General features: G+C 44.8%; 23 protein-coding genes and 1 pseudogene. 12 read left to right on the top strand and 12 right to left on the bottom strand.

The genetic code is table 11. The features are described 5' to 3' along the window. The first annotated feature begins 51 nt into the window (after positions 1-51). The 9 genes from dksA (at position 52) to L2755_RS12490 (ending at position 6,780) form a co-directional block, all read left to right on the top strand. Positions 52-495, top strand: a complete 444-nt coding sequence (dksA, locus tag L2755_RS12530) for an RNA polymerase-binding protein DksA (RefSeq protein WP_202287904.1) — start codon at positions 52-54, stop codon at positions 493-495. 56 nt (positions 496-551) lie between these two features. Beyond that, the gene (gluQRS, locus tag L2755_RS12525) at positions 552-1,430 is read left to right on the top strand and encodes a tRNA glutamyl-Q(34) synthetase GluQRS (RefSeq protein WP_248981031.1); all 879 of its coding nucleotides are present in this window, start codon (positions 552-554) and stop codon (positions 1,428-1,430) included. Positions 1,431-1,610: 180 nt separating this feature from the next. Then, positions 1,611-2,912 (top strand): polynucleotide adenylyltransferase PcnB, encoded by a 1,302-nt coding sequence (gene pcnB / locus L2755_RS12520; RefSeq protein ID WP_248981030.1) that lies wholly within the window; start codon positions 1,611-1,613, stop codon positions 2,910-2,912. Beyond that, entirely contained in the window at positions 2,912-3,391 is a 480-nt protein-coding gene (gene folK, locus L2755_RS12515) for a 2-amino-4-hydroxy-6-hydroxymethyldihydropteridine diphosphokinase (protein WP_248981029.1), read from the top strand. Before pcnB ends, folK begins: the two co-directional genes overlap by 1 nt. Before the next feature lie 131 nt (positions 3,392-3,522). Next, complete coding sequence (panB, locus tag L2755_RS12510) at positions 3,523-4,317, top strand: 3-methyl-2-oxobutanoate hydroxymethyltransferase (protein WP_248981028.1); 795 nt, start codon at positions 3,523-3,525, stop codon at positions 4,315-4,317. A gap of 58 nt (positions 4,318-4,375) precedes the next feature. After that, on the top strand, positions 4,376-5,224 hold the full coding sequence (gene panC, locus L2755_RS12505) for a pantoate--beta-alanine ligase (protein ID WP_248981027.1): 849 nt from the start codon (positions 4,376-4,378) through the stop codon (positions 5,222-5,224). Between the two features lie 176 nt (positions 5,225-5,400). After that, positions 5,401-5,907, top strand: a complete 507-nt coding sequence (locus L2755_RS12500) for a DUF4124 domain-containing protein (RefSeq protein ID WP_248981026.1) — start codon at positions 5,401-5,403, stop codon at positions 5,905-5,907. Positions 5,908-6,031: 124 nt separating this feature from the next. After that, the gene (locus tag L2755_RS12495; RefSeq protein WP_248981025.1) at positions 6,032-6,439 is read left to right on the top strand and encodes a hypothetical protein; all 408 of its coding nucleotides are present in this window, start codon (positions 6,032-6,034) and stop codon (positions 6,437-6,439) included. Next, on the top strand, positions 6,439-6,780 hold the full coding sequence (locus L2755_RS12490; protein ID WP_248981024.1) for a DUF4144 domain-containing protein: 342 nt from the start codon (positions 6,439-6,441) through the stop codon (positions 6,778-6,780). Before L2755_RS12495 ends, L2755_RS12490 begins: the two co-directional genes overlap by 1 nt. Positions 6,781-6,859: 79 nt before the next feature. Here L2755_RS12490 and L2755_RS12485 read toward each other — a convergent pair. From L2755_RS12485 to L2755_RS12445, 8 genes and pseudogenes are all read right to left on the bottom strand, one after another. Further along, positions 6,860-6,970 (bottom strand): annotated as a pseudogene (locus tag L2755_RS12485) (ABC transporter permease); the annotation flags it as partial. Between the two features lie 163 nt (positions 6,971-7,133). Continuing rightward, positions 7,134-7,904, bottom strand: a complete 771-nt coding sequence (locus tag L2755_RS12475) for an ABC transporter permease (RefSeq protein ID WP_248981061.1) — start codon at positions 7,902-7,904, stop codon at positions 7,134-7,136. Positions 7,905-7,906: 2 nt separating this feature from the next. Continuing rightward, positions 7,907-8,851, bottom strand: a complete 945-nt coding sequence (locus L2755_RS12470) for an ABC transporter ATP-binding protein (protein ID WP_248981023.1) — start codon at positions 8,849-8,851, stop codon at positions 7,907-7,909. Positions 8,852-8,991: 140 nt separating this feature from the next. After that, the gene (hpt, locus tag L2755_RS12465; RefSeq protein ID WP_248981022.1) at positions 8,992-9,525 is read right to left on the bottom strand and encodes a hypoxanthine phosphoribosyltransferase; all 534 of its coding nucleotides are present in this window, start codon (positions 9,523-9,525) and stop codon (positions 8,992-8,994) included. 7 nt (positions 9,526-9,532) lie between these two features. Beyond that, a complete protein-coding gene (locus L2755_RS12460; protein WP_283102819.1) occupies positions 9,533-10,186 on the bottom strand; it encodes a flavin prenyltransferase UbiX in 654 nt (217 codons plus the stop codon). Positions 10,187-10,221: 35 nt separating this feature from the next. Further along, positions 10,222-11,607 (bottom strand): UDP-N-acetylmuramate:L-alanyl-gamma-D-glutamyl-meso-diaminopimelate ligase, encoded by a 1,386-nt coding sequence (gene mpl, locus L2755_RS12455; protein ID WP_248981021.1) that lies wholly within the window; start codon positions 11,605-11,607, stop codon positions 10,222-10,224. A gap of 221 nt (positions 11,608-11,828) precedes the next feature. Next, a complete protein-coding gene (locus L2755_RS12450) occupies positions 11,829-12,674 on the bottom strand; it encodes a universal stress protein (RefSeq protein ID WP_248981020.1) in 846 nt (281 codons plus the stop codon). A gap of 14 nt (positions 12,675-12,688) precedes the next feature. Next, complete coding sequence (locus L2755_RS12445) at positions 12,689-14,176, bottom strand: SulP family inorganic anion transporter (RefSeq protein ID WP_248981019.1); 1,488 nt, start codon at positions 14,174-14,176, stop codon at positions 12,689-12,691. A gap of 606 nt (positions 14,177-14,782) precedes the next feature. On the opposite strand from L2755_RS12445, the gene L2755_RS12440 reads away from it, so the two are divergent. Together L2755_RS12440 and bluB are read left to right on the top strand one after the other, a co-directional pair. Further along, the gene (locus L2755_RS12440) at positions 14,783-16,099 is read left to right on the top strand and encodes an anaerobic C4-dicarboxylate transporter (RefSeq protein ID WP_248981018.1); all 1,317 of its coding nucleotides are present in this window, start codon (positions 14,783-14,785) and stop codon (positions 16,097-16,099) included. A 155-nt stretch (positions 16,100-16,254) separates the two neighbouring features. Then, entirely contained in the window at positions 16,255-16,899 is a 645-nt protein-coding gene (bluB, locus tag L2755_RS12435; protein WP_248981017.1) for a 5,6-dimethylbenzimidazole synthase, read from the top strand. Here the strand turns inward: bluB and L2755_RS12430 are convergent. Further along, a complete protein-coding gene (locus tag L2755_RS12430; protein ID WP_248981016.1) occupies positions 16,896-17,249 on the bottom strand; it encodes a hypothetical protein in 354 nt (117 codons plus the stop codon). The two genes, bluB and L2755_RS12430, sit on opposite strands and share 4 nt — an antisense overlap. 254 nt (positions 17,250-17,503) lie before the next feature. On the opposite strand from L2755_RS12430, the gene L2755_RS12425 reads away from it, so the two are divergent. Next, entirely contained in the window at positions 17,504-18,214 is a 711-nt protein-coding gene (locus L2755_RS12425; protein ID WP_248981015.1) for an oxidative stress defense protein, read from the top strand. Between the two features lie 81 nt (positions 18,215-18,295). On the opposite strand, the gene L2755_RS12420 is transcribed toward L2755_RS12425, so the two are convergent. The 3 genes from L2755_RS12420 to L2755_RS12410 all read right to left on the bottom strand — a co-directional run bounded on the left by L2755_RS12420 (position 18,296) and on the right by L2755_RS12410 (position 23,209). Further along, positions 18,296-19,462, bottom strand: a complete 1,167-nt coding sequence (locus tag L2755_RS12420; protein WP_248981014.1) for a porin — start codon at positions 19,460-19,462, stop codon at positions 18,296-18,298. Positions 19,463-19,767: 305 nt separating this feature from the next. Next, entirely contained in the window at positions 19,768-21,648 is a 1,881-nt protein-coding gene (locus L2755_RS12415; protein WP_248981013.1) for a tetratricopeptide repeat-containing diguanylate cyclase, read from the bottom strand. A 280-nt stretch (positions 21,649-21,928) separates the two neighbouring features. Further along, positions 21,929-23,209 carry an O-acetylhomoserine aminocarboxypropyltransferase/cysteine synthase family protein gene (locus L2755_RS12410; RefSeq protein ID WP_248981059.1) on the bottom strand — a complete coding sequence of 427 codons (1,281 nt, stop codon included), beginning with the start codon at positions 23,207-23,209 and terminating at the stop codon, positions 21,929-21,931. Positions 23,210-24,101 lie beyond the last annotated feature (892 nt).

Below are 24,101 nucleotides of genomic sequence, written 5' to 3'. Positions count from 1 at the left end.
CCGTTATTATACAGACGCCCTACAACGCAAATGATTAACAGGAGATGCGTTATGCCACAAGGCACTAAAAAACTCGGCGTGCTCGCTATCGCAGGTGTAGAACCTTACCAGGAAAAGCCCGGTGAGGAGTACATGAACGAGGACCAACTGGGTCACTTCAAGATTATTCTTGAAGCTTGGCGTAACCAATTGCGTGAAGAAGTCGATCGTACTCTTAATCACATGCAAGATGAAGCGGCCAATTTCCCAGATCCTGTCGACCGCGCAGCCCAGGAAGAAGAATTTAGTTTAGAATTACGTGCTCGCGATAGAGAACGTAAACTAATCAAAAAGATTGAAAAGACGCTACAGATCATCGAAGAAGATGATTTTGGCTTCTGTAACTCTTGCGGTATCGAAATCGGTATCCGTCGATTAGAAGCGCGTCCAACAGCCGATCAGTGTATCGATTGTAAGACACTTGCTGAGATCAAAGAAAAGCAGATGGCGGGATAATCGCTATCTTAAGGTGCGGAGCATTTGCTCCGCTCTTTTGTTTCTGTACCTTTTAAATGGTTAATTCTACGCCCTATATCGGTCGCTTTGCACCGTCCCCTTCTGGTCCACTTCATTTTGGTTCATTGATTGCTGCCCTCGGCAGTTTTTTGCGTGCCCGCTCGATGAACGGACAATGGCTGCTGCGTATTGAAGATATCGACCCACCAAGGGAGATCGCCGGTGCCAGTGACCAAATCCTTAGCACGCTAGCAGCGTATGGGCTGCACTGGGATGGTTCAGTGCTCTATCAAAGCCAACGTCTTGAAGTTTATCAGCAACAAATCACTCAATTACTAGGGACTGACAACGCATATTATTGTCAGTGCACTCGTAAAGAGATTAAAGCCATGGGCGGCAGTTATGATGGACGCTGCGGCAGACTTACGCAGCCCCATAAAGTGGGCGCTATCCGCATTCGTAACCACTATGGGGTGGCGCAATTTCGAGATCAAATAAAAGGGTCGATTACCGTTAATAGCCAATTTGCTGCTGAAGATTTCATTATTAAACGCAGTGACGGACTCTATGCCTACCAATTAGCCGTGGTGCTTGACGATATCCACCAACAGATCACCGAGGTGGTTCGAGGCTCAGATCTGCTTGAGCCCACTTGCCGTCAAGAAAGCCTGTTTAAACTGTTAAAACAACCCAACCCAGATTGGCTGCATCTGCCGTTAGCCTGTGCCGAAAAGGGCCGTAAATTATCTAAACAAAACCATGCTGCTGCAATTGATGTCGTAAAGCCACAAGCCAGTATTAATGCGGCTTTAGCCTTTTTGGGACAAGCAGAATTGCCCCCTGAAACACAGGTCAGCAAGATGCTAGAACAAGCTATCAGTCAGTTTGATTTGAGCAAGGTGCCAAGGCAATCTGAAATACTCCTTGTTCCGTGAACTGAATCGTATACTCATTGAGCTTCAATTGGGTTATCATAGCCCACTTGTTTTTACCTAAGTTAACATCCAAATCAGAGGTGTCCCATTTTTCGCCGTATTAGCCAATTCTGTAAACAGTTATTTGATGCCAATTCAAAAACTGAAGAAGATACTCAGGTCGGTCTGAGTTTAGAAGTTGTGCCTCGTAACGCGCACTCAATTTCTCGTAGACAGATCAGCGACAATGCGATCAAAGTACTCTACAGACTGCATAAGTCAGGCTTTAAAGCTTACTTGGTCGGTGGAGGAGTACGTGACATTCTACTCGGTATGCAGCCTAAAGATTTTGATGTGGTCACTAATGCCACGCCAGAAGAGATTAAGCGATTATTCCGTAACTGCCGCCTTGTGGGCAGACGTTTTCGTCTTGCGCATATTGTGTTTGGCCGCGATGTTATCGAAGTCGCTACCTTGCGTGGGCATCACGTCGATAGCGAAGAAAAAATATCTAAGACCAATGAATCTGGTCGTCTGCTGCGTGACAACGTTTACGGCAGTATCGACGAAGATGCTGAGCGTCGTGACTTTACGGTCAATGCGCTCTATTACGATATTAGCGACTTCTCTATTCATAGCTACGGCGGCGGATTACAAGATCTAGAGTCACGTACCATTCGTCTTATTGGTGACCCTGATACTCGTTACCGCGAAGATCCAGTACGCATGCTTCGCGCAGTGCGTTTTGCGACTAAACTCGATATGACCATTGAATCGGCAGCCGCTGATCCAATAAAAAAATTAGCGCCTTTGCTGAAAGATATTCCCGCTGCTCGTATGTACGAAGAGGTCCTCAAGTTATTCTTTGCCGGCAAAGCCGCTCAGAACTACAGCATGATGCGAGATTTTGGTTTGTTTGCGCCACTATTTCCGTTAGTAGATGCACTACTAGATGAAGCGCCTCATGGACCTATTGCAAAATTACTGCAAGAGATGATGGAAAATACTGACTTGCGTATTGAGCAAGAAAAACCAGTGACTCCGGCATTCTTTTATGCAGCGCTGCTTTGGTATCCATTAACCCAGCGAGCAGACGACATTGCTCTTGAAAGTGGTTTGAGCCTCTATGATGCGTATACCGCTGCTATGGGCGACGTCATGGAGCAGCAGTGCCGTACCATTAGTATCCCGCGCCGCTTTAGTTCTGTGACCAAGGATATATGGCAACTACAGCTACGGTTTGAGCGTAACAGGGGCACCAAGGCATTTAAGTTTATTGAGCACCCGAAATTTAGAGCCGCTTACGATCTGCTCTTGCTACGTGGTGAAGCCGAAGGTGGTGCTGTGGCGAAGAGTTCGGCATGGTGGAAGAGCTTTGTCGAAGGCAATGAAGATCAGCGCAATGTTATTGCTAAATCAAGTAATAAAGGCGGTCGTAACCGTAACTCGCAACGCCGTCGTCGCAAGCCGTCAGAACAAGCAGCGCCTAAACCTACCGAGTAATGATTCAGGTCTATGTTGCATTGGGGGCTAACCTAAGTCAGCCCATCGAACAGCTCAACAATGCTTGCCAAGCATTGTTGAGCATTGCCGAAGAAAATTCATTTAGCATCTCACCTTACTATCGCTCTGTGCCCATGGGCGATGTTGAGCAACCCGATTACGTCAATGCGGTTGCAGGCTTTAAAACCGATCTCACCCCGATTGATCTGTTAGATGCCTTACAAAAAATTGAAAATGAACAGGGTAGACTCAGAACGCTGCGTTGGGGACCTAGGACCTTAGATTTAGATCTACTGCTCTACGGCAATGAACACATCAATCTCCACCGGCTCACTGTTCCCCATTATGGAATGAAACAACGCAGCTTTGTGTTAGTGCCATTATTTGATTTAATTCCAACACTCATTTTGCCCGATAAAACAACCTTGGGTAGTTTGATAACTGCAGCTCTAGTCGCTGAGCTACAGCTGGCAAAGTAGGATAAGTCATTTTTAGGCTAAATTTTTGCTAGAATATCCGCATCAGTACAGAAGTTTGATTCCGAGATCATTGAAGTTCAGCCCAACTTGGCATATAACAACTTCACAAATTAGGTTTTAAAATTACCACTATGTCTAAAATTACGAGTTCCACACTGAGAACCTTCAAAACTGAAGGCAAAAAATTCACTGCATTAACGGCTTATGATGCCAGTTTTGCCAACGCATTCGATAGCGAAGGTGTTGACGTTTTATTAGTCGGTGATTCAATGGGGATGGTACTTCAAGGACATAACGACACCCTGCCAGTAACGGTTAACGATATAGCCTACCATACTCGATGTGTTCGTCGTGGCGTTGAACGTGCACTACTTATAGCCGATATGCCTTTTATGAGTTACGCAACACCGGAACAGGCCATGATCAATGCCGCCACGCTGATGCAAGCGGGTGCCAGTATGGTTAAAGTTGAAGGTGGACACTGGCTACTCGAAAGCGTCAAGATGCTAACCGAACGCGGCATACCTGTTTGCGCCCACTTAGGCTTAACACCGCAATCGGTACATGTATTTGGTGGCTTTAAAATTCAAGGCCGTGATGCCGATAATGCCCAGCGTATTCTCGATGAAGCAAAGGCCCTTGAAGCCGCGGGAGCACAGCTGCTCGTCGTTGAGTGTATTCCCGCTCCGTTAGCTAAAACCATTACAGAAGCATTAACGATTCCGGTTATTGGTATCGGCGCTGGCGCAGACACTGATGGCCAAATCTTGGTTATGCATGATGTATTAGGCATCTCAAGTGGCTATATTCCACGTTTTTCGAAAAACTACCTTAAGCAAACAGGCGAGATCCGCAGCGCTGTTCGTGCCTATATTGACGAAGTGGCTCAAGGTATTTTTCCAGCTGAAGAACATACTTTTAGCTAAGTATTTTCGTTATCAGCTTTTCAGTATTCATCTTTGTCAGTGTTAGAGCAGTCGTATCATGATCACTACAGAATCAATTAGCGCTATCCGCGAGCAAGTCCGTGCATGGCGCATTAAAGGCGAAACTGTTGCCTTCGTGCCCACCATGGGCAACTTGCACCTTGGGCACCTTACCTTAGTTAAAGAAGCCAGATCGCGCGCTGATCATGTGATCGCTTCAATCTTCGTCAATCCAATGCAGTTTGGTCAGAATGAAGATCTAGATGCCTATCCAAGAACCTTAGCGGATGATCAAAACGCGTTAATCGAAGCCGGCGCAGAGCTGCTATTCACGCCGACACCCGCCATCATCTACCCTAAGGGAATGGACGCACAGACCTTTGTAGAAGTACCGTTGATCTCTGATCAACTGTGTGGTGAAAGCCGCCCAGGTCATTTCCGCGGTGTTGCCACAATTGTGTGTAAGCTGTTTAATATCGTGCAACCCGATATAGCGGTTTTTGGCCAAAAAGACTTTCAACAACTGCTGGTGATAAAGACCATGGTTGAAGATCTGTCGATGCCGATTGAAATCATCGGAGTTGCAACCATCCGTGAAACTTCAGGCCTTGCGATGAGCTCCCGCAACGGTTACTTAACTGCAGCGCAAAAGCAGCGTGCAGTAGTGTTAAAGCAAACCTTAGATAACATGGCTATAGAGCTAAGCTCAGGCAAACAGATTGATGCGGTTATTGAAGCTGCTGAGACAACAATCGCTGCAGCTGGATTTAAAAATGATTATCTCGATATTCGTCATGCTAAGACCTTCAGCAAGGCATTAAATAGTGATCGAGAATTAGTCATTCTGGTGGCTGCTTATATGGGTGACACACGACTAATTGATAATCTGGTCGTAAAATTGCCTTAGTTATATTTGGCTCAAAGCATCTGTTTTGGGCCATAAAACTGGTGTTATTCTCTGAGTTCAGCCATAGTATGTTAGAACACTTCTGTATCAATATGGAAAGCAAGATACGGAAAATGCACGCTTATTGTAATTATCGATAAATAATAGCGCTTGAGTTGAAAAGGATATTTAGCCCAATGGCGAAAGTCATATTATCAATACTTTGCTTAATGCTCAGTGGATACGTAGCAGCAAACAGTATTTTTAAATGCATTAAAGGTGACAAGATCGTCTTTAGCCAACACTCCTGCCCAAAAGAGTTTCGCCAGCATAAAATCGAGTATGAACTTGGCATTACCACCGAGACAGATTCAGACAAGCCCATCACCACACTCGACCCTCTACAGGCGCTATTAAAAAAAGAAACTATTTCAAAAGAGCGCTTACTGCAGCTATTAGACGGTGAAATGTACCGCTTGAAGCAAGAGAACAGCTATTTTGAAATATTAAGAGCCAGTGAGCTGCAAAAGCTAGAACGTAATCGCTATTGGCAGAAAAAAGACAAGACTGATCCTGAATATGTCGAATCGATTCAAGAGATGAATTTGCACTTCGACAACCTCATCGCTAATAACGCCACAACGATTACTCTACTCTATGATCGCAAACAACAAATTACTCAACAAACCACAGCAACTAAGTAACTATTTGGCAGATAACACCTGTATCACTTACCAACAAGCACCACAAAAAAACACATCAACTCTTCACTTTGTAACTGGCTAAGGTAATATTTCATTAGCCCAACCTTAAAAGCCCGGTATCATCATGCGTAAACTCAGCTATATCACCCTATTCATTGTTGGAGTGTTATTAGGCACAAGCCTAGCCTATATCACCCTACAGAACATTATCGCTAGTCGCGGTGGAATGGGGATGCATGGCTTTGTCTCTACGGCTAATAAAGTACTTGAGCAAAAAGAGATCACCGACATGCTAGTCTGTTCAAAGCTGGCGATGAGCGCTGGCAATAAAATTGATAATATCGGCCTAAACATGCGCCTAAACACTCTGCTAAAACCCTATGATAACGGTCAACAACGGGCTTTTTATGTGCTGGTTTACGTCAAAGGCTATGCGTTTGGCATCGCTGATAGCATAGAAGATAAAACCCAGGCCTATAGAGATTATGCCTGTCAAACACAGTACCCTTGGCTCCAAAAGCAGGAGCACTAATGACAAGCACATTAGCGCAAGTAAGCTGGCCTATCATACTACTACAACAAAACAGCAATGATTTGCTGCGACTAGAATCACGCTTAGATTGGTTTGAACAAACAGAGTTGCTTGGGGTACTTCAAGGTAGTTTTATTATCGATTATAGCGGTGACAGTTATCTTATTACCGAAGATATCCCTCCTAGGCTGCAGCGTGCTTCTACACAGCTGTCTTTAGATAAACTGCGTCATGCTGTGCAACTCTACGCCAGTCAAAACGGCCACTGTTGTACCAGTAAGTTGACGCTAAATACCATTGAACAGCTATTCGAGATAGTTGAATTTATCGAGCAAAGCTAACGATGTAGCTTCTACAAAGATAAGCCAATAAAAAAGCCAACAATTTGATTGTTGGCTTTTTTATTACTGGCGTTCTCTGTTAGCTTCTTAAACCGATACCACGCGAGATAAGGTAATACGCTAAGCTCCACAAGCCAACACAGAAGCCGACCATGACTGCTATGGATAATTGTGAACGTACGCTCATATCGTATAGCGGTTATCTTACAGGTCGGATTAACTTCTTAAACCGATACCACGGGAGATAAGGTAGTACGCTAAGCTCCACAAGCCAACACAGAAGCCGACCATGACTGCTATGGATAATTGTGAACGTACGCTCATATCGTATAGCTGTTACCTTACACGTCGGATTAACTTCTTAGCCCAATACCACGTGAGATAAGGTAATACGCTAAGCTCCACAAGCTGACACAGAAGCCGACCATTACTGCAATTGAGAACGGCACGCTCATATCGGCATAACCTAAGAACCCAAAGCGGAATACGTTGATCATGTATACCACAGGGTTTAGCGCCGACACCCCCTGCCAAAAGTCAGGCAGCAAGGATAACGAATAGAACACGCCACCTAAATAGGTCAATGGGGTCAGCACAAAAGTCGGAACAATACTGATATCGTCATAACTTTTGGCAAAGATAGCATTAATCAATCCACCTAAGGCAAATAAAACCGCGGTTAAGAACACGGTAATCGCCACCAACCCAACATGTTGAATGCTGATATCAACAAAGAACATTGCCACTAACGTCACTATCGTGCCGACACATAAACCCCGGGCAACACCGCCACCGACATAACCGGCAATAATCACATAGTGCGGCACAGGTGCAACGATAAGCTCCTCCAAGTTACGCTGGAATTTAGCACTAAAAAACGAGGAGGCAACATTAGAGTAGGAGCTAGTAATCACCGCCATCATGATTAAACCAGGCGCAATAAACTCCATGTAAGATACACCGCCCATCTCACCAATGCGTTTACCCACTAAATTACCAAATATCAGGAAATACAAGGTCATGCTGATAGCCGGCGGCACTATAGTTTGGATCCAAATACGGGTAAAGCGGTTTATCTCTTTGGTTAAGATACTTTTAAAAGCCGTGAAATACAGCGCTCTCATATTCATTTTACGCCCCCTGACACTTTGCCTTTTGCGACTAACTCAACGAACAGCTCTTCTAAACGGTTCGCCTTGTTACGCATCGACAACACTTGAATATTAAGTGCACTCAACTGTACAAAAACGTCATTCAGACTTTGCTCTTTTGCCACATCAACCTCTAAGGTATGTGGATCCGTTAACCTACATGCTGTCTGCTCAAGAGCGGGCTTCTCATTGAGATCGCAGCCCAAATCAAGAATAAAGGTTTCCATATTCAAGCGGCTAAGCAAGGATTTCATACTGGTGCATTCCACCAGTACACCTTTGTCGATAATACCGATATTACGACACAACATTTCTGCTTCTTCTAAATAATGAGTAGTGAGAATAATCGTCACCCCCTGCTCATTTAGCTCGGTAAGAAAAGTCCACATAGAGCGACGCAGTTCAATATCTACACCGGCTGTAGGCTCATCTAAGATCAGCAGTTGTGGTTCATGCATTAGTGCGCGCGCGATCATCAAACGGCGCTTCATGCCACCAGAGAGTTCACGAGCTGGACTGTTGCGTTTTTCCCACAAATCGAGCTGACTAAGGTGTTTTTCAGCACGCTCTAGTGCCTGCTCTTTCTTAACGCCGTAATAACCCGCTTGGTTGACAACAATTTGTAATACCGTTTCAAACTGATTGAAATTAAACTCTTGCGGCACCAAACCTATGCTCAGTTTGGCGAGTTCAAGCTCTTTATCAATGTCATGCCCAAAAACAGATACGCTGCCTGAACTCTTTTGTACCAATGAGCTAATCACACCAATGGTGGTTGATTTACCGGCTCCATTTGGCCCTAGTAAGGCAAAAAAATCGCCCTTATTAACTGTTAAGCTTATGCCCTTTACTGCTTCAACTCCGCCTTTATAGGTTTTTTTTAAGGAGTCGATAACTAAGGCGGCTGCTGTGTTTGCCATGGTTATTCCAGTCACTCTGTATTAAGTAAACAAAAACTCCCGCCATTAGCGGGAGTCAATCGTATAAATTGCTCTCCCAGCTGGTTAATCGGTTTAACGCCAATCAGCATCAAAACCCGACCTCAGCTATAGAGACAATATTAATCTTCTAGCGGAATGACTCTCGCGATGTAAGGCAGATTACGATACTGCTCCGCGTAGTCGATACCATAGCCAACGATAAACTCGTCAGGAATGGTAAAGCCGATAAAGTCGACAGGCACATCAACTTCACGACGTTGTGGCTTATCAAGCAGGGTACATAGCGCTAAACTTTTTGGCTCGCGGATCAACAAGATCTCACGCACCTTATTTAGGGTATTACCAGAATCAATCAGATCTTCAACAATCAGTACATCACGCCCCTGAATATCGGACTGTACGTCTTTAAGAATTTTTACGTCGCGGCTGCTGCTCATGGCATTGCCATAACTTGATACCGACATAAAATCGATCTCTACGTGGCCTTTAATACGTCGACAAAGATCTGCCATAAATACAACAGAACCCTTGAGTAGACCGACCATTAACAGGCGGTCACTATCGGCATAATGCGCATTAATCTGCTCAGCCAAAATATCCAATTTTTGATCGATCTCTTCAGCAGAGATCATCACTTCAGTGGTGTGTTTCATAAAACTCTCAGTAGTCGATGTCGCTGGGATTATGCTTGTCATAACCCCAACGATTCGTTAATGCATGGTCAACGCCCAAATGGTCAAGAATTCGAGCGACCATAAAGTCTACCAGATCTTCAATCGATTTGGGATTATGATAAAAACCCGGTGCAGCAGGCATAATGGTAACGCCCAATCGAGATAGCGACAACATGTGCTCTAAGTGTATGGCACTAAAAGGAGTTTCTCGAGGAACCAAGATTAATTGACCACGCTCTTTTATGACAACATCGGCAGCTCTTTGGAGTAAATTATTACTCATACCCGTCGCAACAGAGGCTAATGTTCCAGTACTACACGGACAAATGACCATCTGTTTTGGCGCTGCGGAGCCTGATGCTGGCGGTGAAAACCACTCCTCTTTGCCCAATACAATCAACTCGCCAGCCACGTCGCCAAACTGGGCTAATAACTGTGCTTGCGCCTTTGCGCTATTGGCACTCAATTGCAAGCCTTGCTCTGTGGCTAATACCACTCTAGCCGCCGAAGAGATCATCAAGAAGACTTGATAATCACTTTTAAGCAGTATCTCTAGTAACCTCAGACCATAAGGAGCGCCAGAGGCGCCGGTCCAAGCCAGACTAATAGACTTGTCTGCTTTATGATATGTCACACTCATGGCTAATTATTTACCTGTGTTAGTTTTGACCAGTATTAGTGTTTACTGTTATGACTTAATTGAGCCAGTAGTTTTTGATGTAAGCCGCCAAAACCACCGTTACTCATGACAATGATAGTATCTCCGCTGCTAGCCTGAGCAACGACTTGCGCTATTATCTGCTCAATATCAAACAAAACATCAACCGGCACAGAGGCTGTCGCCATAGCGCTGCTGATATCCCAATCGATATTACCTGCTTGATATAAAAATACATTGCTAGCCAAAGCCAACGAGTTTGCTAAGGTGTCCTTATGGACGCCGCTCTTCATGGTGTTTGACCGTGGTTCCAATATCACCGTCACCTTGCGATTACCAACTTTGGCGCGCATACCTGCTAGAGAGGTCGCTATCGCCGTTGGATGATGGGCAAAGTCATCATAAACCTCGATACCTTTAACGGTACCAATCAGTTCCATACGGCGCTTAGGTGGCGCAAATGTCACTAACGCTGCAATCGCAGCATCAGGCAGTACACCAACATGCCTCGCCGCCGCAATCGCCATCACGGCGTTTTCGATATTGTGCTGGCCAATCAGTTGCCAATCGACAACACCTTGCAGCTCACCATTGAAGAACACTTCAAACTGATGACCATCAGCGCTAAGGTTATTGGCGTGCCAGCCCTGAGTGACCGCATCTAAATGGTAAGTCTCTTGCTCACTCCAGCAGCCTAACGCGATAACCTGCTGCACACTTTGCGCATCCGCTGGCCAGATCACTTTACCTTCACCGGGAACCGTACGTATTAGGTGATTAAATTGACGTTGGATCGCTTTAAGATCATCAAAAATATCTGCATGATCAAACTCTAGGTTATTGATAACCAAAGTGCGCGCTTGGTAGTGGACAAACTTAGAACGTTTATCAAAAAAGGCGCTGTCGTATTCATCAGCTTCAACGACAAAAAATGGAGAGCCACCAAGACGAGCCGATACACCAAAGTTTTGCGGTACACCACCAATCAAGAATCCGGGCTCATAGCCGCAGTCTTCTAATATCCAGGCCAACATACTCGAGGTGGAGGTCTTACCATGGGTGCCAGACACCGCGAGCACCCAGCGCTCAGCTAAGATATGTTCTGCTAAAAACTGTGGTCCAGAGGTATATTTAAGCCCGCGATTAAGCACCGCTTCGACGCAAGGATTACCTCGGCTCATGGCATTACCGATCACCACAAGATCAGGTGCATCATCTTCACTTTTGCCCAATTGAGCGGGATCGAAGCCTTGGATGAGCTCGATTCCTTGCTCTTCTAACTGAGTGCTCATTGGCGGGTAAACATTGGCATCGCTACCGGTTACCTTGTGCCCTTCAGCTCTGGCCAGCAGCGCTAGGCCGCCCATGAAGGTGCCACAGATCCCTAAAATATGTACGTGCATGGTGGTCACTCTGGAGTTTGAAAAATCTAGGTTATTCTAACCAATTGCTACGCGCTTTGTCAGTTAACTCGCGTTTAAATATCAGCTTACTTAAGATGTGATGAGTGTTAGATATATTGCGCTTTAAATGAGTGATGTGCTGGTGTTAGCGAATTTTGATAGGGTGAGCGAGTTATCAGCTCACCCCTTGTTGGATATTTTAACCGTACTTACAAAAATAGCTAGCGGATCAACAGCAAAGGCACAGTGCTTTTTATTAGCACCTGTGTGGTATTGCTACCCACAAAGTACTGTCGTAGCTTACTGTGTCCATACGCTCCCATCACTATCATCCCTAGCTGCTGTTGTTGTTGGTACTCTAGCAATGCATCATCCACATGCCCTGTCAGCACTCGCTCAGTCACCATTATCCCAGCTTCGTGAAGTTGCAGCGCCGCTTGTTGAAAAGCCTCACTCTTGTCACCAGAGCTATTAATCATCACTAGATGACACTCAAGCCCAACAAGCAAGGGCGTCTTAATCGCTTTTTCAATCAACTTGTCGCTGGTTGCACTGCCATCAAAGGCGATCATATATGAACTCGGCACCTCAAAGGTTTCACTAACGACTAGGGTATGCGCCTTAATCGTTCTAATCACACTTTCAAGCTGTGAGCCTATGGTGTTAGTGCTGCTATGATCTTCACCCGACTTTCCAATCACTAATAACCTAAGTGATTCTTCTAGATCGGTTAACGTCTCTAGCAAGCTGCCATGACGTTGTAATTTATAGATATCATTAACGCCTCGCACCTGCGCTAATTCCTCGGCATCAGCAAGTAACTGCTTGCCATGCTTAAGGGCGACTTTACTGCGCAGCTCGTCAAGCTCTACCAGTTCGTTGAGTAGAGCTTCTTGACTACCAAGGCCAATTTGGCCGGACAGTTCACTGACCACGGGTCGAGTGGTTCTATCGAGTACATGGAGTAACGTTAACGGTGCAGTCACTTTTTGTGCCACCCAAGCACTGGCTTCACAGGTCGCCAGAGTTAATTTAGAACCATCAATACACGCAACAATATTCTTCATCTGTGTCATCCTAATTAGTGTCCTGCCAGTAGTTTTTCAACTTCTTCGGGTTTATCGTGTACGCCAAATTTATCGACAATGGTACGAGTGGCTTGATTCATACCGATGAGCTCCACATGGGTCCCCTCGCGGCGGAACTTAATCACCACTTTATCTAATGCTGATACCGCAGTCACATCCCAAAAATGGGCAGCTGACAAATCGATAGTGACCGACTCAAGTACTTCTTTAAAATCAAACGATTCAGTAAACTTATCCGATGAGGCAAAGAACACTTGGCCAATCACTCGATATTCGCCGCTGTCACTATCAGCCACACTGTTCCGCACCACCATCATGCGGCTAATCTTGTTAGCAAAGAATAGGGAAGCAAGCAGGACGCCGACAAACACACCGATTGCCAAATTATGCGTGGTGACGACCATAGCAACTGTTGCTAGCATCACAATATTGGTCGACAGTGGATGTTTCTTCATATCGATAATTGAGCGCCATGAGAACGTACCTATGGATACCATAATCATTACTGCAACCAGTGCGGCCATGGGAATTTGCTTCAACCAAGGCCCAAGAAAGACCACCATGATTAGTAAATACATCCCCGCGGCTAAACTCGACAAACGTCCACGTCCACCGGATTTGATATTAATCATCGATTGACCAATCATAGCGCAACCCGCCATACCACCCAACAACCCGGTAGAGATGTTAGCAAGTCCTTGTCCCTTACATTCACGGTTTTTATCACTACTGGTATCGGTAAGGTCATCGACAATGGTTGCCGTCATCATAGATTCTAATAATCCGACGACCGCAAGCGCCATAGCATAGGGCAATACAATCATTAATGTTTCTAGGTTTAATGGCACATCAGGCCACAAAAATATCGGTAAAGTATCTGGCAAATCTCCCATATCACCCACGGTGCGCACATCAACATTAAACATCATAGCAAACACGGTTAAGCCGACAATACAGATCAATGGTGAAGGGATTAATTTGCCAATAACCGGCAGATAAGGGAACAGATAGATGATAGCAAGACCCGCTATTGTCATCGCATAAACGTGCCAAGTGACATTGGTCAATTCGGGTAACTGCGCCATAAAAATCAGTATCGCTAGGGCATTAACAAAACCGGTAACCACTGATCGCGATACAAATCGCATCAAATTACCTAGTTTTAAATATCCCGCTAAAATCTGCAACACCCCCGTCAATACGGTAGCGGCCAGCAAATACTGCAAGCCATGCTCTTTCACTAGGGTGATCATCAACAGCGCCATCGCGCCTGTTGCCGCAGAGATCATGCCTGATCTTCCGCCCGTAAAGGCGATAACGACCGAAATGCTAAATGAGGCATACAAGCCAACTTTAGGGTCGACACCAGCAATAATTGAGAATGCGATAGCCTCTGGAATTAGGGCTAGCGCTACAACGAGACCCGCGAGCAAGTCACCGCGGATATTAGATAACCAATCAATTTTGAAGTTTTTAAACATTGAACTCTCAGTTTACGCACGGCAGTTCGCAGCAGAGATTAGACTGCAGTGATATGCGTGCTTTTTGATAAAATTTTGGCGCAAAAAACTGTCGAAATCATCGACAACCAATTAACAAGCGCAAAGAAATAAGCATGATGCTTAGTTAGCAATGAAAGCTATAGGGAGGGCGAAACGTTAGGGCGGCGTCATTAACACAGTGAGTAATTTCCTCTTAAATTATAATAAAGCGCGATTCTACACTAAAAACCTAGTCTATAAAATAAACAACACTGCGATTTCTGGTTATTTTATTACCATACAAACACCACCAGTAGCTGAAAGCACCAGCCAAGCCACTCTCGTTCAATACCCATCTAACCTGAAGATGCTGGATTCAGTGGGACTGGGGATATACCAAATTTTGACGAGCAAACTGCGCTTAAGTTAGCTCACACTTCTTAGAGACAACCGCCATGATCCAATGCGCTATATCACCTTGCTGAACAGCGGCTATTTAAGCAATCGATAACATACGGTATAAATCAGTAATCACAGGGCTATCTGCATAGCAAATGGCCACTATTATTTACCTAGACCTCCGCTCACTATAAGAAGGGACACACAATGTTTTTTGTGCATATGCTGTTACTGTTGGCTGTCATCTTTGTCGGGATCCGCCACGGCGGCGTTGCCTTCGGTCTTTTAGGCGGATTGGGCGTTTCCATTCTTGCCTTTGTATTTGGCGTTGCGCCGGGTTCACCACCTATCAACGTTATGTTGATCATTCTGGCCGTCGTTGCCGCTTCAGCCACATTGGAAGCCACTGGCGGTCTAAAACTGCTGGTTCGCTATGCGGAAAAACTGCTGCGTAAACATCCAAACCAAATCGTGTTTCTCGGTCCGCTATGTACATACTCATTAACCGTACTGGTGGGAACAGGCCATTCGGTGTATCCGCTATTGCCGGTTATCTATGATGTCGCTTATAAGAAAGGCATTAGACCTGAGCGCCCGTTAGCGATGGCCACCGTAGCTTCGCAAATGGGGATAACAGCCAGCCCTATTGCCGCCGCGGCTGCCGTTGTTATTGCTACATCAATGGAAAACAACCTCGATATCGGCCTAGTGGATGTATTGCTAGTCACTATCCCTTCAACATTAATCGGTGTTTTGGTCGCCTCAGCTTGGAGTTTAAAACGAGGTAAAGATCTCGATAAAGACGAGGAGTTTCAAACTCGACTGCTAGATGCAGAGTTTAAGAACAGCCTCATTGATGCCGACATTGAAACCGATGATGTCGCTAAAAGTGACAGTATCGCTAAGAAAGGCTTAAGCATATTCCTGCTCGGCATTTTAGCTGTCATTGGCTTGGCGATGTTTAGCAAAGAGTTACTCCCTGAAGGGGTAAAGATGTCGGTGGCCATTCAGTTTATGATGCTGTCGGTTGGCGCACTTATTCTATTAGCCACCAAGGTTGACCCGAAAAAAATCGTTAACAGTAATGTCTTTATCGCAGGCATGACCGCTGTGATCATTATCTTTGGTATTGCCTGGTTAAGCGACACCATTATTAGCTATCACAAGAGCTATTTAATCGAATCGGTGAGTGATGTCGTCCATGCTCACCCTTGGTCATTTGCAATTGCGATGTTTGTGGCGTCCATCTTCTTAAAGAGCCAAGCCGCAACCTTAACCATCATGCTGCCATTAGGTTTCTCTTTGGGGATCCCTGCACCTGTGCTTATCGGCGTATTGCCGGCTTGTTATGCTTACTTCTTCTTCCCATTCTACCCAAGCGATCTAGCGGCGATTAGCTTTGATAGAACTGGCACCACTCATATTGGTAAGTACGTCTTGAATCATAGTTTCATTGTGCCCGGCTTTATTGGCGTAGTGACCGCAACCGTTATTGGTTACTTCATCTCAATGGTGATTAATTAGTAAAGTTAATCGCTAATACATAATCAAACTAACGCGCCAGATATTAATCTGGTTATACTCTAAAACGTGCTCTATAAGAGCACGTTTTTGTTTAAGTAAACCACAGGTTAAATTAGAATATAAACCGCAATTTAACTATCAATATTGGAAGCGAGATGAGTCGATTATTTAGTGAGAGTGATAGCCAAGTTTTGGCCGATATTATTCGTCTTCGACGCGATGTGAGAGGCAATCGATTTAACGATAATCCCGTGTCTGACGCCGACATTGATATGCTGCTAAATGCAGCCATGCAAGCACCTTCTGTGGGATACTCACAGCCGTGGCAATTTGTAATTATTCGCGACTCAAGCATTAAACAAGCCGTGCAGCAAACTTTTATCGAAGCTAATGCCGCTGGCAGTAAGCAATTTACTGGGGATAAACGGACTCAGTATGATGCACTGAAACTCGAAGGTATTCTTGAGGCTCCGGTCAATTTAGCCGTATTTTATCAACCGAGTGAAACCGCCGTTTTAGGGCAAACCAGCATGCCAGAAATGGGCAAGTTTAGTGTGGTTTGTGCCATCCAAAACCTGTGGTTGATGGCGCGTTCACTCAATATTGGCGTAGGTTGGGTTAGTATTTTAGATCCGTTAAAGATCAAGCAAGCGTTAAATGCCCCCGAAAGCGCCGAGCTGGTAGGTTATCTGTGTATTGGCTACGTCGATGAGTTTCTGGCAGAACCCGAGCTTAAACAAAAAGGCTGGCAGCAAACGAAGTCTGCTACCGAGGTTATTTTCAGAGAGCGTTTTAGTTAACCCTGCTTTCTTTTCTGCTTCATCTGCTCCCGCATCTCAGCTACCATCTGTTGATACTGTTCATATTGTGGCTCGTCTAAGATCTGCTGCATCTTGTTATCTCTGGTCTCTGCGGCAGCTCTCATCTGTTCGCCTTTTTCACGACGACTCCCTTCGCTATCATGCAGTAGTTTCATTTCATCATGAAACTCTCCCATCACCGCTTCAGTTTCAACTTGCTGTTCATCGGTGAGATTAAGCTCTTGAGTAAATTTGGCTAGCATCTGCCCAGGCTCCGGTCGCTCTCCAGCAAATACATTCACGCTTGATATACTCAACAGCAGTGTCATTACGATTAAGATACGTTGCATTGGTTTACTCCTTTAGATTGGAGTCACCATTATAGTCCGTTGTTTGTATTCAAGATGGTGCCTAAGGTAAACAACTGTAAAAGCACGTCAATTTAGCACTATGTTGGAGGGGCTGAACTTATCCAACATAGCCAGCAATAATTAATGATCAAAAGTTATAACCCTTTTTCCAAAAGCTCACGTTTATAACTTATATAACCAAGCAACAGCGCAGTTTTATCTTGGCAAATTTTAGCCTTACTTTTGGAGTCACTATGAAAAAATCATCTCTTGCAGCACTCGTTTCAGCCTTAATCCTATCGGCCAGTATTTCAGCCCCTATACTTGCCGCCGATATGAGCTTTGCGCATCTGGAAACCATAGGCACTAGCAGTATCATCGCTGAAGCTGACATGGCTGAAATAAACGTAGCAGTGGTCATCAAAGCGGAAACAGCTAAAGCCGCCAAAGCAGCGTCAGATATTGCAGTGGCTAAATTTATTGAACGTCTAGAAAAAGCGGGGGTGGGCAGCGAGCTTATTCAAAGCGCCAACATCAATCTGCAACCGCAGTATCACTATGAGAAAAATAAGCCCAATAGAGTGATTGGTTACAGCGCCAACCGTCGCGTAAAAGTGACGGTCTTAGAGTTAACGGATCTCAATCGCATTTTAGATACTGCGCTTGAACAAGGTATTAACCGCATTAATCATATTGCGCTTAAATCGAGCAAAGAGGCGCTATACCTAAAGCAAGCAAGAATGGCAGCCATTAAAGATGCCCAACAAAAAGCGGCAGAGCTAGCCCAAGGCTTTGGCGAAGAACTCGATGGCGTATGGCAAATCCGCTATTTTGATCAACGTCCAGTGCAGCCGATGATGATGAGAATGAACGCTGAGAGTGATAGCTATAATGTGCCTAAAAGCTACCAACAAGGCCAAGTCACTATTCAAGATAGAGTGGAAGTCACCTATCGATTGAAATAACGACCACCCATTAAAAAGGCTTATCCGGCAGTATTACTGCCTGATAAGCCTTAATCGCTATTGCTAAACATGACATGTCGATTACAAGGTATAGCGAATACCTATGGCCACACCATCATCCTCAGACACCGATTGCATCGCTTCATTTTCTGGATTAGCGCTGCTGAAATCACTGAAGTCGACACGGCCTTCTAAGTAGAGCACCACACTGTTATCCCAGACATAGTGCACACCGGCAACGGCAAACTGACGTTTAAACACATCCCCAGGATGCACCGCCTCATAGGCATCACCAGCCGCTAATATATTGTACGTGGCCAGCAGTTTGACATTATTGCCCAAGTAATAGGAGATCAGCGTTTCTAAACCTAGCGCTTCTTGCAAGAAACGACCTAAGTTATCAGTATCGTGGAATTCATTTTGGTTAACGTTCATCGCCGCATACCAACCATGCTCATCCCAACTGCCCCAGGTTAAACCCATGCCATAGATATAGTCGGTCTCAGAAATCATCTGTCCACTGGCCGTGGTAGCTTCAGGCTCGCCAATGTTAGCGCCAGCTGTAATCACCAACATATCCGTTGCTTGATAGGTTAAGCCAATGCCGTAGGTATTATCGTACTCTGTCATCACCAATCGATTTGGATTGTTGCTGCCATCATCTTCAATATCTGTCTGACTGCTTTTTAACTGCATTTGTGCCGCGATACCTAAATTTCCCCAGCGATTACGATACTGGATCACTTTATCACCGCGACCAACACCATTGATGGCACCATCCGACTTGTTGTAAGTGTATGTACCGGATGCGTTACCGTCCCACACAAAACTATAGTTGGTATTATAAACAACGTCGTACCATGCACCCCACTGCTTACCAATCGCAATAGAGCCAAAATCTGCATGACTAACACCAATGTAGCCTAAACGGTTGTTTAAAAAGTCTCCGCTTTCAGTCTCGAAGTTACTTTCACTACTGTATGATATTGTCGCACTACCAAAAGGGTTGACCCCCCACTCTAGCTTGACATAGCTCCTCCAGTCATTAGACATTTCACGAGTAAAACCAAAGTTAATTCTGGAGCTACCGTTAACCACCTCAGTGACATCTTGCGTATTAATCACTCGAGCATCAACAAAACCACCCACCTCAAATGCATTTTTACTATCTTTAAATACCTCTACCGCGAAACTTGTTGGCACAAAAGCCAACGTTGCCAATGGCAATACTGCTAGCGCTTTATTCATAAAATCTCCAACCTTGGTTATTTTTATAATCTGCCTTAGCGTGCTTCACTCGCGGTTGTCGATATTTTATTTCAAAGAGCTTACTCAAAAACCGCATTCACTAAACAGAAAACATAGCAAAAAATTGGGTAAATACAAGTTGATAGCTAATGAAGTTTTTTTATGCGAAGTGCATTAGAAAAGGCTTAAAGATACTCAATCTCGCATTTTCAGCATCAGAAGGAAAACGCTTATAACGACGGTAGTACTAAGGAGGGGATGAGCCGCAGCACTCAGCTACGGCGATTAGAATTTAACAGCCGATACTAGGCACACTGTCGAGCCAAATAGACCTTATTTTTACCAGAGAATTTAGCTTTGTATAGCGCTTTATCCGCCTCTTTAAGCAGCGCACTCAAGCTCAATGCTTGCTCATTGACGACGGCTATTCCTAGGCTTATGGTAAATTCGATGGTGACCTCATCAAACTTAAAAGGCTCTAGTGCAATTGCGCTACGAATACGTTCAGATATTACAAAAGCGGCTTTTTCATCGGTGTTCGGCAGCACTATTAAAAACTCTTCACCGCCAATTCGGCCGACTAAATCCTGTTTTTTTAACCAGCGCTCAGCACGTTTAGTCACCGCTTGAATGGCCAAATCGCCAACATGGTGGCCGAAGCGATCATTAATGCTTTTAAAGTTATCGATATCAAAAATAATAACCGATGCCGATTGCTGTTTTTTAATCGACTTTTCAATCATCTTCTCACCTGTTTTAAAGGTGTAACCTCGATTAGCAATCCCGGTAAGGAAGTCAGTTTGAGCGCGGCGTTTAAACACTTTTCGCGAATGCATTAAAAAGAACACGGTTGCCAATAACACCACTGCTAGCAATACAAAAATACTCTGCTTAAGCTCACTAATACGCTCTTTATCTATGGCAGCTTTAAGATTCAATTGATTGATTGCGAGTTTATTGGAAAGTAACTCATTCTCAAACTCGGCCAGTTTTGAATTATGCTCTAACGCTGAGTCGATGACTTCGTTATCGATGATGTTTTTATTGTACTCGCGCTCTTCATCAATCACCTTTAGTAGCGTATTGATTGCCACTAAATACTCCTGCTTATCGAAAGCAATAATGGCGTCTGCCGTCAGCAGCATACTGCGCATATTGGCCGGAAAAGACTTATCTTGTTCAAAAACCCGTGCCATATCCGCCGCTTTTTCGGTCTCTCCGGTACGCATATAAGCCTGTGCAAGAAACAGATGAGCACCGCTAACAAAAAAACGCTCGTGGGTGGTTTCTTTAAGGGAGATAGCCCTTTCAAGGTGCATTATAGCTCGTGGATAATCAAGGGCACCTAATGCGATACGTCCAGAGTTGAGGTAGGCAAAAAAATAAAAATCTTTAAATTCTGGTGCTGCTTCTGCAAGTGCAAACTGCGCAGCGATATTCACTTGGGCGCGCTGCCAATCGCTCAATTTTATCGCAGAGCTGATCATGTTGTGCTGCATGTTAAACATGTCTTCTTTATCGTCTACGGTTTGCCAGGTTTGATAGGCCTTATCGAAGTTATCATAAGCGCGTTTATGCAGGCCAACAGTGCGATACAGACTCCCTGTAGCATTGTAAATCATGGCCTTACGATTAGCATCAAGCTTGTCACTCTTATCAACGATCACCATGGCTTCGTCGAGTAGCGCAATTCCCTTATGAACCGTTGTCGCGCTGTTATAACAAAAGGCATTCTGTGTGAGTGTTTTTGCCAACAGTTTTGCGTTGTTATGCTGCCTTGCCAAAACCAGTGCTTTACGCCGATCGATGCAATAAACAGTGGGATCATTCGTCTGCAGATACAGAGCAAAAGAGCGTTCTAAATAGCTATCGATCAGAATATCACTAACCGCTAACGGTTCAACAAAAGCGATCCCAATATCGTAACTGGCGATGGCCAAGTCTAACTGACGTGTTTTTTCGTATAGCTGGCCATAGAGGAAGTACAAAGCTGCGCTTTCATCTGGTGACAGCACATTGGCCTCGGTGTCGAAACTATCGAGTAGTGTGAGTCCTACAGCGGGTGAGCTTTCTTTAGCTGATATTGCCAATTGAGTCAGCGCGTCATTTGCTTGCGCCGTAGAAAACAGCGTCACTAAAGTGGAAATAAGGAAGACAAAGGCCGCTATTATTGTTTTTATATGCATACACAGCTCTGTATAACAGACTCTGAAAAATGATTATTTTTCAGAGTAACACATGGGGATACTTTGTATACACTGTTGATTTAATTAGATGTTTATGCATTAGGACATCATGATTTTTTCGGTTGCTTTCATAGCGTAATTCAGAGTTTTCTGATGTATAAATCTAGCAGTTAAGTTATTTTGCAGTTTGCAACGCTGAGAAGTAGCCATTTATATGGTATATAATTAAAAACGAAAAAAGGTTAACAAACTTGCTAACCTTTTCAACATTAATGACGGGTTAACAGGCTTGTACTAGTGCTTGTTCTACATCAGCAATGATATCGTCAATGTGTTCAATACCGACCGAGATCCGTACCAAATCTTCTGATACTCCCGCTTTTTCCAGTTCAGTGGCATCTAACTGTCTATGGGTTGTCGAAGCTGGGTGACATGCTAAGGATTTTGCATCGCCAATATTGACCAATCTTAAAATCATCTGCAGTGCATCAATAAAGCGGCCACCAGCGACTTTACCGTCATCCGCCTTTATTCCAAAACTGATGATCCCAGAAGCTTTTCCAGCAGTGATTTTATGACAGTTATCCTGGAATGGACTATTGGGCAGCGCTGCGTAATTGACCCACTTCACTTTTGGGTGCGCTTCTAAATACTGTGCTAAGGCTAATGCGTTGTCACAGTGACGCTCCATCCTTAACGCCAGTGTTTCTAAGCCCTGCAGTAATAAGAAAGCACTTTGCGGTGATAGAGCCGCGCCAGTATTGCGCAGTGGTACTACACGGCAACGGCCAATAAAGGCTGCAGCACCGAAAGCCTGGGTGTAGATCACACCGTGATATGACGGATCCGGTTCATTGAGCAGTGCAAAACGTTTCGGTTGCGCCGTCCAATCAAACTTACCGCTATCAACTATTGCCCCACCAATTGTGGTGCCATGACCACCGATATATTTAGTCAGCGAGTGAATAACGATGTCGGCACCATGCTCAAACGGCTTACACAACACGGGCGTCGCCACTGTGTTATCAACAATGAGCGGCACGCCATGTTTATGAGCAATTTCAGCGAGTCGTTGCAGGTCAACGATATTGCCTGCTGGGTTGCCAATTGACTCACAAAACAAGGCTTTGGTTTTGTCATCAATAAGGGCATCTAATTTGTCGAACTCATCGAAACCCGCCATACGGACTTCGACACCTTGTCTTGGCAAAGTATGAGCAAATAAATTATAGGTACCACCATAAAGTTGACTGGTACTAACGATGTTGTCACCCACTTCGGTCAGCGCCTGAATCGCATAAGTGATTGCCGCCATACCAGAGGCAAGCGCTAACGCAGCAATCCCGCCCTCTATGGCTGCCATGCGTTGCTCCAGTACATCGGTGGTTGGGTTCATGATGCGAGTATAAATATTGCCAGGCACTTTAAGATCGAATAGATCGGCACCATGCTGAGTGTCATCAAAGGTATAAGAGGTGGTTTGATAAATAGGTACAGCGGCAGCCTTGGTGGTCGCTTCCGATTTATAACCATGGTGCAGCGCTAAAGATTCGAGTTTCATACCAGCCATATCCTATTCCATTTGAATGAAATACCAACATAACAAACAGCCATCTAGAAGTCTAAATATTTTTTGGTATGCTGGGTACTTCAAAAGCAGCGGATTTATTTACATGCCTTGTCCAGCAGAAGCGCAGGTCATAAGAATCACTTCGACCTGAAATCAACTCAGTGTTGTTTGATAACGCTATAGCTGCGGCCTTACGGTCGAGAAAGCCGTGGCGCTTCGCCCATTCTTGTAATCAAGAGTAGAGCCAAAGGGAAAGCGCTTGTCCCCGCTGTTGATTTCATAAGAGTCAAATCCTCAGCGCCCCGGCGAAATTTAAACAGCAAAATTTCCAACGGGGAAGATTACAGCCTGCAAGTTTGGCTCCTTAAATGTAAATACTGGTGTTCACTGATGTGGAGGTTTATCTAAATTTAAAAGCTTTTAATGGTAACTCTAATGCTGAGAATTTTCGCTTTTATAACCCAGTGCAGATGCGGCTGAGGCCTTTGATGGCATGGATGCCATCGTAGAGCTTACATGGACGTACTTGCAGCGAGCCTCAGTTGCGTCTGCACATACGCTGGCCGCAGGCAATTGGAACCGCTAAAGCTGCGGCTTTACGGCCGAGAAAAGTCGTGGCGCTTCGCCAATTCTTGTAATCAAGAGTAGAGCTAAGTGGCAAAGCACTTGTCCCTGCTGTTGATTTCATAAGAGTAAATCCTCAGCGCCCCGGCGAAATTTAAACAGCTAAATTTCCAACGGGGAAGACTAGATTCTGCAATTTAGGTCATACGCCTTTAAGTCATGGCGTTTACTGAAAGCTACAATTTCTAGCTTTAGTATTGGATATGCAAATGCCGAGAGTTTGCGCTTTTATAAGCAAGTGTAGATGCGGTTGAGGCCT

This window comes from Shewanella abyssi (assembly GCF_023284025.1).
Taxonomy (GTDB): Bacteria; Pseudomonadota; Gammaproteobacteria; order Enterobacterales; family Shewanellaceae; genus Shewanella; species Shewanella abyssi.
Note: the sequence above shows the minus strand (reverse complement) of the source record. Positions and strands in the feature narration are given on the sequence as shown.